The 9945-nt window shown below is 68.5% G+C and carries 14 protein-coding genes; 10 read left to right on the top strand and 4 right to left on the bottom strand.

Features of this window, described 5'->3' with window-relative positions; all coding sequences use genetic code 11:
* Positions 1 to 229 precede the first annotated feature (229 nt).
* The 4 genes from H5J31_RS31860 (at position 230) to H5J31_RS31845 (ending at position 2748) form a co-directional block, all read left to right on the top strand.
* On the top strand, positions 230 to 637 hold the full coding sequence (locus H5J31_RS31860) for a M67 family metallopeptidase (RefSeq protein WP_328701667.1): 408 nt from the start codon (positions 230 to 232) through the stop codon (positions 635 to 637).
* A 71-nt stretch (positions 638 to 708) separates the two neighbouring features.
* Positions 709 to 981, top strand: coding sequence for a MoaD/ThiS family protein (locus H5J31_RS31855; protein WP_034308802.1), 273 nt, complete (start codon positions 709 to 711; stop codon positions 979 to 981).
* Positions 982 to 984: 3 nt separating this feature from the next.
* Positions 985 to 1935 carry a PLP-dependent cysteine synthase family protein gene (locus tag H5J31_RS31850; protein ID WP_181776369.1) on the top strand — a complete coding sequence of 317 codons (951 nt, stop codon included), beginning with the start codon at positions 985 to 987 and terminating at the stop codon, positions 1933 to 1935.
* A 99-nt stretch (positions 1936 to 2034) separates the two neighbouring features.
* A complete protein-coding gene (locus H5J31_RS31845) occupies positions 2035 to 2748 on the top strand; it encodes an aspartate/glutamate racemase family protein (RefSeq protein ID WP_181776368.1) in 714 nt (237 codons plus the stop codon).
* Here H5J31_RS31845 and H5J31_RS31840 read toward each other — a convergent pair.
* A complete protein-coding gene (locus H5J31_RS31840; protein ID WP_181776367.1) occupies positions 2709 to 3581 on the bottom strand; it encodes an arylamine N-acetyltransferase family protein in 873 nt (290 codons plus the stop codon). The genes H5J31_RS31845 and H5J31_RS31840 overlap by 40 nt on opposite strands.
* 91 nt (positions 3582 to 3672) lie before the next feature.
* On the opposite strand from H5J31_RS31840, the gene H5J31_RS31835 reads away from it, so the two are divergent.
* From H5J31_RS31835 to rdgB, 5 genes are read left to right on the top strand one after another with little or no spacing between them, the layout of a single operon-like run.
* Positions 3673 to 4335 (top strand): rhomboid family intramembrane serine protease, encoded by a 663-nt coding sequence (locus H5J31_RS31835; protein WP_181776374.1) that lies wholly within the window; start codon positions 3673 to 3675, stop codon positions 4333 to 4335.
* Positions 4332 to 5138, top strand: coding sequence for a glutamate racemase (gene murI, locus H5J31_RS31830; protein WP_181776366.1), 807 nt, complete (start codon positions 4332 to 4334; stop codon positions 5136 to 5138). Before H5J31_RS31835 ends, murI begins: the two co-directional genes overlap by 4 nt.
* Positions 5139 to 5167: 29 nt before the next feature.
* Positions 5168 to 5935, top strand: a complete 768-nt coding sequence (locus H5J31_RS31825; protein ID WP_181776365.1) for an MBL fold metallo-hydrolase — start codon at positions 5168 to 5170, stop codon at positions 5933 to 5935.
* Between the two features lie 23 nt (positions 5936 to 5958).
* Entirely contained in the window at positions 5959 to 6735 is a 777-nt protein-coding gene (gene rph / locus H5J31_RS31820) for a ribonuclease PH (protein WP_181776364.1), read from the top strand.
* A complete protein-coding gene (rdgB, locus tag H5J31_RS31815) occupies positions 6732 to 7337 on the top strand; it encodes an RdgB/HAM1 family non-canonical purine NTP pyrophosphatase (RefSeq protein WP_181776363.1) in 606 nt (201 codons plus the stop codon). Before rph ends, rdgB begins: the two co-directional genes overlap by 4 nt.
* A gap of 53 nt (positions 7338 to 7390) precedes the next feature.
* On the opposite strand, the gene bcp is transcribed toward rdgB, so the two are convergent.
* From bcp to H5J31_RS31800, 3 genes are all read right to left on the bottom strand, one after another.
* Positions 7391 to 7861: a thioredoxin-dependent thiol peroxidase gene (gene bcp / locus H5J31_RS31810; RefSeq protein ID WP_181776362.1), complete on the bottom strand. Its 471-nt coding sequence runs from the start codon at positions 7859 to 7861 to the stop codon at positions 7391 to 7393.
* A gap of 27 nt (positions 7862 to 7888) precedes the next feature.
* A complete protein-coding gene (locus tag H5J31_RS31805) occupies positions 7889 to 8437 on the bottom strand; it encodes a hypothetical protein (protein WP_181776361.1) in 549 nt (182 codons plus the stop codon).
* Between the two features lie 211 nt (positions 8438 to 8648).
* On the bottom strand, positions 8649 to 8831 hold the full coding sequence (locus H5J31_RS31800) for a hypothetical protein (RefSeq protein ID WP_101610178.1): 183 nt from the start codon (positions 8829 to 8831) through the stop codon (positions 8649 to 8651).
* A 130-nt stretch (positions 8832 to 8961) separates the two neighbouring features.
* Between H5J31_RS31800 and H5J31_RS31795 the strand changes: the two genes are divergently transcribed.
* Positions 8962 to 9921, top strand: a complete 960-nt coding sequence (locus H5J31_RS31795) for a glycoside hydrolase family 25 protein (protein ID WP_236005498.1) — start codon at positions 8962 to 8964, stop codon at positions 9919 to 9921.
* Positions 9922 to 9945 lie beyond the last annotated feature (24 nt).

Raw genomic sequence — 9945 nt, 5'->3', positions numbered from 1 at the left:
GCGGGTGTTCGCGCGGGCGATGGTGCACGGCGTGCTGAACGCCACTTCCGCCGGGGACATGCGCGCGTACCGCGACGTTTGGCCCGAAGCGCTCTCCTGACCCCGCGGTTAGTCCTCTGAATGCGGTAGTTGCGTGTGCAAGGACCGCATTCAGAGGACTAAACGCGGGTTGGAGTGGCGGCAATCTCAGAGTGTGGAAGGCGTGCGTCCAGCACCTAAGATGTGCGGTGTGCTCCGGATCCGCCGTGAACTCGTCGACGAGATCGTCGCCCATGCCCGTCGTGACCATCCCGATGAGGCGTGCGGGGTGATCGCCGGTCCCGAAGGATCGGACAGCCCCGAGCGGTACATCCCGATGCTGAACGCGGCGCGCTCGCCCACGTTCTACGAATTCGACTCGGGTGATCTGCTCAGGCTCTACCGCGAGATGGACGCCAACGACGAGGTGCCGGTGGTCATCTACCACTCGCACACCGCGACCGACGCCTATCCGTCGCGCACCGATGTCTCGTACGCCTCCGAACCCGACGCGCACTACGTGCTCGTCTCCACCAAGGACCCCGATTCGCACCAGTTCCGGTCTTACCGGATCGTGGACGGGGAGATCACCGAGGAGCCCGTCGAGATCACCGGCTGAACCCGGCCCCGGAATAAGCCGGGCCGGCCCGAACGTCTGCGTAGTAGAGAACCCACCGGAGGTAGAAAACCATGGCCGTGACCGTGTCCATCCCGACCATCCTGCGTACGCACACCGGCGGCGAGAAGTCCGTCGAGGCGAGCGGCAAGACCGTGCTCGAGGTGATCGACGACATCGAGTCCCGCCACGGCGGCCTCAAGGCCCGCCTGGTCAAGGAAGAGAAGCTGCACCGTTTCGTCAACGTCTACGTCAACGACGAGGACGTCCGCTTCTCCGGTGGTCTCGAGGCCGAGGTCAAGGACGGCGACACGCTGACCATCCTGCCCGCTGTGGCCGGAGGCTGATCCATGGCTCGCTTCGAGTCGCTGCTCGACACGCTCGGCGGCACGCCGCTGGTCGGCCTGCCCCGGCTTTCGCCCACCCACGACGTGCGGTTGTGGGCGAAGCTGGAAGACCGCAACCCGACCGGTTCGATCAAGGATCGCCCCGCGCTGGCGATGATCGAGGCCGCCGAGCGTGAAGGCACCCTCCGTCGCGGCTCCACGATCCTGGAGCCGACGTCGGGCAACACCGGGATCTCGCTCGCCATGGCCGCGAAGCTCAAGGGCTACGGCTTGGTGTGCGTCATGCCGGAGAACACCTCCACCGAACGCAAGCAGCTGCTGCAGGCGTACGGCGCGCGGATCGTCTTCTCCCCGGCGGCGGGCGGCTCGAACGAAGCCGTGCGCCGGGCGAAGGAACTGGCCGAGGCCAACCCGGACTGGGTCATGCTCTACCAGTACGGCAACCCGGCCAACGCCGAAGCGCACTACCGCGGTACCGGGCCCGAGCTGCTCAAGGACCTGCCGACGCTGACCCATTTCGTCGGCGGTCTCGGCACCACCGGCACCCTGGTCGGCGTCGGGCGGTACCTGCACGAGGCGAAACCGGACGTGCAGATCATCGCGGCCGAACCGCGCTACGGCGAGCTGGTGTACGGCCTGCGGAACCTCGACGAGGGTTTCGTCCCCGAGCTTTACGACGCGAGCGTGCTCAACGGCCGCTTCTCCGTCGGGGCGTACGACGCGCTTCGCCGGACCCGCGAGCTGCTGGAGCACGAAGGCATCTTCGCTGGGATCTCGACCGGAGCCGTGCTTCACGCGGCTATGGCCGTCGCCGAGAAGGCGGCTGCTTCGGGTAAGCCCGCCGACGTGGCCTTCGTGGTCGCGGACGCCGGGTGGAAGTACCTCTCGACGGGCGCTTACTCCGGATCGCTCGACGAAGCGGCCGAAAGGCTCGATGGGCAGCTCTGGGCTTGATCCCACCTTCCGTACGTGCCATGAACGGCCCGTTACTTGCAAAATTTGCAAGTAACGGGCCGTTCATGGCACGGGGTTGGCGCTGGCACGATGGCGGGTATGAAGACCATCGGGTTGCTGGGCGGGATGAGCTGGGAATCGTCGGCCGAGTACTACCGGCTGGTCAACGAGCGCGTTCGCGAGTTGAAGGGCGGCTACCACTCCGCGCGCACCGTGCTCTACTCGGTGGACTTCGCCGAAATCGAAGCGATGCAGGCCGAAGGCCGCTGGGACGACGCCGGGCGTGAACTGAACAGAGCCGCGCACGCCCTCGAAGCCGCCGGTGCGGATTTCGTCGTCTTGTGCACCAACACGATGCACAAGGTCGCCGATCGGCTCACCGACGGTCTCGGCATCCCGCTCCTGCACCTCGCCGACGCCACGGCCGAAGCGATCAAAGCCGCGGACATCGAGCGCGTCGGGCTTCTGGGCACCGGCTTCACCATGGGCCAGCCGTTCTATCGCGAACGCCTGGCCGCGCACGGGCTCGACGTCCTCGTGCCGGGCGAAGCCGATCGCGAGACGGTGCACCGGATCATCTACGACGAGCTCGTCCACGGCGTCGTCACCGACGAGTCGCGCGAGCGGTACCGCGAGGTCATCGCGCGGATCGTCGAGGCGGGCGCGGACGGCGTCATCTACGGCTGCACCGAGATCGAACTGCTCGTCGGCCCCGAAGACAGCCCGGTGCCCACGTTCCCCACCACCAGGCTGCACGCCGAAGCCGCCGTCGGTTACGCGCTGGGCAAGACCTCGCTCCCTTCCGCGACGTGACTCTCGTGCTGGGAGACGGCCTGCCGCCACAGCGTGTCCTGCTCGTCTCCGGTGAACTCGCCGCGAGGCACACCGAAGACGTCCTCGATCGCCGTCCACCAGTCGGCCGGTGACTCCAGCACGGTCTTGACGCCCGGCAGCCGGCTCAAGGTGAGCGCGCGTAGCGAGTCGACGCCGTCGGCGTCCCGGCGCTGCAGTACGAGCGTGCGGACGAAACCGGAGGTCTCGGCCGTCGACAGTTCGACGTGCTTCTCGGTGAAGTCCGACATCACGGCCGTCTCCGGGGCGAAGTCCATTCCGTCGAAACTGCCCTGCGGATCGTGGTCGAACCGCCAGCCGCCGGGCGTGATCTCCGAGGCCCGCAGGCGGAACACCAGCGGCCCTTGTTTGTACTCGCCTTCACGCAGCGGAAGCGGCTCGTGGATGCCGTCCCCGAGTCCCACGTCGACCAGCCAGCCGACGTCGGGTGCCTCCGGCAGCCCGGTCACCGTCAGCGGCAGGTGGTTGAGGTGGATCCCGGCCGTCTCACCATGCCCCTGCACTCCGCCCGGATGCCGTGTGACCTGGTAGCCGAGCGCCTTCAGCAGAACCGAGAACGCGCCGTTGAGGTGATAGCAGTAGCCGCCCCGCCCGGCGGCGATCCGGTCGAACGACACCGCCGGATCCAGCGACGTCACCCGGCCGAGCTGGACTTCGAGATCCTCGTACGGCACCCGCTCCACATGGGCCGTGTGCAGCCGGAAGAGCGCGCCGAGGCTCGGCGGCTCGTGCTCGACGCCGAGCCGCGCGAGGTAGGCCGGCACGTCGACGTGCTCGGAAGAAGAGTTCCCCATGCCGACGACCGTAGCGGCCCCCACCGACAATTCAGGGTTCTCACGGAGGCGATATCGCCGGTCACGGCCGTAGCCTGGGGAGGTGACCACCATGCCTTCCCAGCCGGTCCCGGCGAGCGAGTCGTCCGGTACGGATCCGGCCAAACGCGTCCTGCCGCCGAACCCGAAGGCCGCCGCGATCGTGGCGCTGGCCTTCACCGTGCTGCTCTACCTGGTGGAGCTGGTCGACGTCGTCCTGCCCGCCGACCTCGACCAGGGCGGCATCCTCGCCCGCGACCTCTCCGGGCTCGACGGCGTGATCTGGGCGCCGCTGCTGCACGCGGGCTGGGGGCATCTGTTCTCCAACACCGTCCCGGTCCTGGTGTTCGCCTTCCTCGCGATGGCCGCCGGAATCGGCCGGTGGGTGCTGGTCACCGCGATCATCTGGGTGCTCTCCGGCGTCGGCGTCTGGCTCATCGCGCCCGACAACACCGTGACCGTGGGCGCGTCCGGCGTCGCCTTCGGCTGGCTCGCGTTCCTGCTGGTCCGGGGTATTTTCAACCGGGCCGTCGGGCAGATCCTGGTGGCCGTGCTGCTGCTGGGCATCTGGAGCGGGATGCTCTGGGGACTGCTTCCGGGGGATCCGGGCGTCTCGTGGCAGGGCCACCTGTTCGGCGCGCTGTCCGGTGTCTTCGCGGCCTGGGTGGTGGCGCGGATGGACAAGACCCGAGCCAAGAAAACGACCACGGGCGGTCCCGGTAGCCTCGCCGTGTGAGCAAGCCGAGCGCCGACGCCCCGATCGGCGTCTTCGATTCCGGGGTGGGCGGGCTCACCGTCGCCAGGGCGATCCTGGAGCAACTGCCCGGTGAGCAGCTGCGCTACGTCGGCGACACCGCCCGCAACCCGTACGGTCCGCTTCCCATCGCGACGGCGCGCGAGTACGCGCTCGAAGCCCTCGACGACATCGTCGACGGCGGAGTGAAGGCGCTGGTCATCGCCTGTAACACCGCCTCGGCCGCCTGCCTTCGCGACGCCAGGGAGCGCTACGACGTCCCCGTGATCGAGGTCGTCCTGCCGGCCGCGCGCCGGGCGGTCTCCGCCACCCGCTCCGGCCGGATCGGCGTGATCGGCACCGAGGGCACCGTCCGGTCCCGCGCCTACGACGACGCCTTCAACGGCGCTCAGGGCGTCGAGATCACCAGCGTCGCTTGCCCGCGTTTCGTGGACTTCGTCGAACGTGGCATCACCACCGGCCGTCAGGTGCTCGGGCTCGCCCAGGGCTACCTCGAACCCTTGCTGGACGCCCAGGTCGACACGCTGGTCATGGGCTGCACGCACTATCCGCTGCTGTCCGGCGTGCTGCAGATCGTCATGGGCCAGGACGTCACGCTGGTTTCCAGCGCCGAGGAGACCGCGCGTGACCTCGTGCGGATCCTCACCGAAAACGATCTCCTCGCCGAACGCGACACCCCGCCGCGGCACGAGTTCGTCGCCACCGGATCCGCCGAGCCGTTCACCCGGCTCGCTCAGCGGTTCATGGGCTTCGCTCCGGGTGTGCTGGCTCCCACCAGCGCGTAAATCGCCATATCCGTGCTTAAGGTGTCACAGTGCGTCTGACGATCCTCGGCTGCTGCGGCAGCATCCCCGGGCCCAACGCCGCCGCGTCCGGCTATCTGATCGAGGCGGACGGGTTCGTCCTGGGACTCGAACTCGGCAACGGGACGCTCGCCAGGTTGCAGGCCGTCCGCGATCCGTTCGATCTCGACGCGCTGATCCTTTCGCATCTGCATCCCGACCACTGCGCCGACGTCAGCGCACTGACCGTGATGCGGCGCTACCATCCCGCGTTGCCCTATCCCGAAAGGCCGCGCCACCTGCCGGTCTATGGGCCGTCGGACGTGCACGAGCGGCTCGCGTACGCCTACGCGGCGAACGAGGAGGAGCGGGCGACCACCGATCTCTCCGACGTCTACGCCTTCGAAACGCTGCGGACCGAGCCCATGGAGATCGGGCCGTTCGAGGTCGTCGCGGTCCCGGTCGACCATCCGACCCCGGCCTTCGGCCTGCGGATCTCGCATGGCGGCAAGACGCTCGCCTACACCGGAGACACCGGCGTCTGCGACACCCTGACCGACCTCGCCGGCGGCGTCGACGTCCTGCTCTCCGAAGCCTCCTGGACCGACTCGCCCGAGCGGCCCGCCGGCGTCCACCTGTCCGGTAAGGAAGCCGGGGAGCTGGGACGCAAGGCGGGGGTGGGGCGGCTGCTGCTCACCCACGTCGCGCCCTGGACCGACCGCGACGCCGTCCTCGCCGAGGCGGCCGCGGCCTTCCCCGCCGCCGAGCTCGTCGAGCAGGGCGCCGTCTACGACGTCTGACGGCTGGTTCTAGAGTGACGGCCGTGGCGAGAAAAGACGGCAGGAACGACGACCAGCTTCGCGACATCAAGATCACGCGCGGGTTCCAGCGGTGGCCGGCGGGTTCGGTGATGATCGAGTTCGGCGACACCCGGGTGCTGTGCGCGGCGAGCGTCACCGAAGGCGTCCCCCGCTGGCGGGCCGGTTCCGGCCTCGGCTGGGTCACCGCCGAATACGCGATGCTCCCGTCGGCGACCAACACCCGCGGCGACCGCGAGTCCATCAAGGGTCGCGTCGGCGGCCGTACGCACGAGATCTCCCGGCTGATCGGCCGGTCCCTGCGCGCCTGCATCGACCTGGCCGCGCTGGGGGAGAACACGATCGTCATCGACTGCGACGTCATCCAGGCCGACGGCGGCACCCGCACGGCCGCGGTGACCGGCGGCTACGTCGCCCTCGCCGACGCCGTGACCTGGCTCGGCGCTGCGGGCCGCCTCGCCGACCCGCAGCCGCTTTCGTCCTCGGTCGCCGCGGTGAGCGTGGGCGTCGTCGACGGCCGCGTGCGCCTCGACCTCCCGTACGAAGAGGACTCGCGCGCGGAGGTCGACATGAACGTCGTCGCCACCGACGCGGGCACTTTGATCGAGGTGCAGGGCACCGGTGAGGGCGCCACCTTCGCGCGGTCCACTTTGGACACCATGCTGGACATGGCGCAGGCGGGCTGTGAGGAGCTGACGCGCCTGCAGACCGAGGCGCTCGCGCTGCCCTACCCCGGCGAACTGCCCGAGCCGCGTACGGACAAGAAGAAGGGCGCGAAGTGACCAAGCTGCTTTTGGCCACCCGCAACGCGAAGAAGCTCGGTGAACTCCGGCGCATCCTGGTGGCCGAAGGGATCGAAGGCGTCGAGGTCATCGGCCTCGCCGACGTCCCCGAGTTCCCCGAAGCACCTGAAACCGCTCCGGACTTCGAAGGCAACGCACTCGCGAAGGCGCAGGACGCGGCCGCCGCGACCGGCCTCCCGGCCATCGCCGACGACTCGGGCATCGCCATCGACGCGCTCAACGGCATGCCCGGTGTGCTCTCCGCCCGCTGGTCCGGCAAGCACGGCGACGACGAGGCCAACCTGGACCTCGTGCTGGCGCAGCTGTCCGACACCCCGGACGAGCGTATGGGCGCGGCCTTCGTCTGCGCTGCGGCGCTCGTCGTCCCCGGTGGCGACGAGACCGTGGTGCGCGGCGAATGGCGCGGCTCGCTGATCCGGGAACGCCGTGGCGCCAACGGATTCGGCTACGACCCGATCTTCGTGCCGGAAGGCGGGACGCGGTCGTCCGCCGAGTTGGAACCGTCCGAAAAGGACGCTTCTTCGCATCGCGGGCGGGCGTTGCGGGCGCTGGTGGGAGAGCTCCGGAAACTGGCCGGTTGACGTGGTCGTGAGTGGCGATTCGGGTTAGAACCCGAATCGCCACTCACGAGCCCTTACACGTCGAGGTCCCGCAGCAGTTTCGCAACGTGCCCGGTGGCGCGCACGTTGTACTGCGCCACGGCGATCTTGCCGTCGCCATCGACGACGAACGTCGAGCGGATGACGCCTTCGTAGACCTTGCCGTAGTTCTTCTTCTCGCCGAAGGCGCTGTACGCCTTGAGGACGGTCTTCTCCGTGTCGGAAAGCAGCGGGAAGGTCAGCCCCTCCGCCTCGACGAACTTCGCGAGCTTCGCGGGCTTGTCCGGGGAGATGCCGAGAACCTGGTAGCCGGCGTCGTTGAGCTGCGCGAGGCTGTCCCGGAAGTCGCAGGCCTGCTTCGTGCAGCCCGGCGTGCCGGCGCTCGGGTAGAAGTACACGACGACCGACTTGCCGCGGAAGTCGCTGAGCGAGACGTCGTTGCCCTCGTGATCGGGGAGGGTGAAATCGGGAGCGTTGTCGCCGGGGGAGAGTCGCTGCTCGGTCATGACGCACACGGTAGCGAACCGGACGCGTCAGACCTTCCCGCAGTACTTCGCGGCGACCGGTTCCGCGGGGTTCGGCCGCACCTGCAAACGGAGCCGCACCGGCTGGTCCGGAACGGCGAACGCCAGGTTCAGGTGGACCGACCGGCCGGGCGCCACGTCCTTGCCCGCGTCGGCGATCCCGTTGTAGCCCTGCACGGCGTCGACGACCTGCTTGACCGACCCGCTTTCGCCGTCGACCTCGCCCGTCACCGACAGACCGGAAAGCCGGTACGTCGTGTCGCCGGCGTTAGTCACCTCGATGCCGAAGGCCACCGCGCGCGGGCTCTGCGGGTACGCGGAAGCGCTGGGGCGGAAGGACCTCGGCGGGGATACCGAGATCGTGACACCGGTCGCGAACCGGTGGGGAGCGGCGCCGAACGCCAGGTCGCCTTCCGCGTGCGTCGCGGCCAGCCCCTGCGCCGGGACGTCCGCGCCGAGCACGGCCGCCCCTTTTTCCGGTGCCTGAACCCCGCACGCGGCCGCCAGCATCAGCGAGCAGGCGGCGAGCAAGAGCTTCGGGGTGCGCGGGGGCGCCATGTGCGGTTACTCCAGTCGGAGGGTCCAGTGGGCCGTTCGAGGTAGGTATTAGTGCCGAAGAGTCCAGAGTGACGGTCTTCCTCAGCCGAGAGGAGCGACGAGGCCGTGTTGACGCGCACCTGGTGTACACCCGTGGCCGATCCGTGATCGGAAGGGTACGGCTAGTGACAGTCGTCACCTCGGTGGCACACCGGCGGCGTCCGTGACGTGCTCAGACGGCGAAGGCGAAGAACAGGATGAAGATGGCCAGACCCGACACCCAGGCCACGATCAGCCAGCCGAAATCGCGCATCGGATCGACCGCGCGGCTCTCCTCGCCCGGGACGTAGACGCCGCGCTCTTCGAACCAGTCCACCCACCGGGTCATCCAGCGAAAGGGGCTTCGAGAGGCCATGGCGATCACAGTACGGGTACGGGTGAGTCCGGTCAGCCAGGGAGGCGGCGCCCAAAAGGGCGAATCGGGCGAACCTGTTATCGCCCACTAGGCCCTTTTGTCCAACGGATTCACCCTTCAGGCTGTATGTATGGCGCTGGGAATAGATGTCTACAGTCGCTTTCAGACCGTTACTGACTGGCAAGCCGTCAAGAACCATGGTGTGTCGTACGTGTTCGTCAAGCTCACGGACGGTGGAGGCCTGCCCAACGGTGGCCGCAACACCGGTGACGCGCTGGTGGCCGGAGCGAGATCCGTGGGTATTCCGGTAGGTGGTTACCACTTCGCTCAGGCGAGCCCGTCGCCCGAAGCGCAGGCCGACGTGTTCATCGCGGAGGTCCGGCGGCTCGGTGCGACAGGCTGCGCCCCGATGCTCGACCTCGAGGACAACCCGCCGGGTTCGGGTACGCCGAACATCCCCGACGGGCGTAAGCGGGACTTCTCGATCAGGTTCTGCAACCGCGTCGCGGGACATGGGTTCCGTCCCGGCATCTACCTGAACAACTCGCTCGCCAAGATGCTGCGGCCGGACCAGTTCGGCGTGCGCGACCTGGTGATCTGGATCGCGCGCTACGGCGCCAAACCCGACGCCGCCGCGGGCCGCTACGACGTCCATCAGTACTCCGACGCCGGCCGGATCCCCGGTATCCGCGCGAGCAGTGTCGACCTCAACGAGTCCTACACGAACGCCCACTTGACCGGCGGCGGCGCCGCCCCGACGCGGAAGGCGACGACAGAACTCATGGAACGCAGGACAATTCCGGCCAGCCCGTCCACCACCGCCGTGCGGCTGCTGCTCTCCGGCAGTGAGACGGCCGCGATCATCGTCCGGCCGCGTATCGACGGCGACGGCATCACCGACTCGCCCGTCTGGCAGGGCAACATCTACGCCTGGGGCAGCGACAAGATCGGCGTCGGCGGGAATCCCACGCAGGTGCCCGGCTTCAATCCGAAGACGGTCTCGCACCGGCGGTACGCCCTGCCGGGCGCGGTATGGGTCGACTTCGAGTACAGCTCGAACGTGGAGTTCGAGATCGACATCGTCGGCTGAGCTCGGTTCCGAAGTCCGTGAAGG

Origin of the sequence: Amycolatopsis pittospori (genome assembly GCF_013870525.1) — a bacterium.
Lineage (GTDB): Bacteria > Actinomycetota > Actinomycetes > Mycobacteriales > Pseudonocardiaceae > Amycolatopsis > Amycolatopsis pittospori.
This window is presented reverse-complemented; position numbering and strand designations above follow the sequence as displayed.